Source organism: Streptomyces sp. ActVer, from assembly GCF_027270795.1.
In the GTDB taxonomy this organism is placed as follows: domain Bacteria; phylum Actinomycetota; class Actinomycetes; order Streptomycetales; family Streptomycetaceae; genus Streptomyces; species Streptomyces umbrinus_A.
Genome location: NZ_JAPWHT010001044.1, coordinates 1 through 512, shown reverse-complemented (window position 1 = coordinate 512; position 512 = coordinate 1). Strand labels below are relative to the sequence as shown.

Below are 512 nucleotides of genomic sequence, written 5' to 3'. Positions count from 1 at the left end.
CTTCCTCGGCGTCATGCTCCTGCTCGCCGCCCTCGTCAATCTGTGGGTCCGCCGCCAGGCCACCCGGAGGTAAAGCCCATGACCGACAGCCCCATCACCGCCGACGGGTCAGCCTCTCCCAACGGGACAGCAGCCAAGGACCCCGCACCGGCGGACGGCACACCCACCGTCGAGCTGAAGGGCGCGGGCAAGGCCTACGGCAACGTCCGCGCCCTGCACACCGTCGACCTGGCGGTATACCCCAGCCAGGTCACCTGCGTGCTCGGCGACAACGGCGCCGGCAAGTCCACCCTCATCAAAATCATCTCCGGACTGCACCAGCACACCGAGGGCGAATTCCTCATCGACGGCCAGGCCGTCCACCTGAGCACCCCGCGTGAAGCCCTCGACAAGGGCATCGCCACCGTCTACCAGGACCTCGCCACCGTGCCGCTTATGCCGGTGTGGCGGAACTTCTTCCTCGGCTCCGAGATGACCAAAGGCCCCTGGCCCGTCCGCCGCCTGGACATCGC

1 protein-coding gene is annotated in these 512 nt (G+C 68.2%); it reads left to right on the top strand.

Annotated elements, in window-relative coordinates; translation table 11 throughout:
* Positions 1-78 precede the first annotated feature (78 nt).
* Positions 79-512: ATP-binding cassette domain-containing protein (locus tag O3Q52_RS54045; RefSeq protein ID WP_269655663.1), on the top strand; the 434-nt coding region annotated here is incomplete at its 3' end.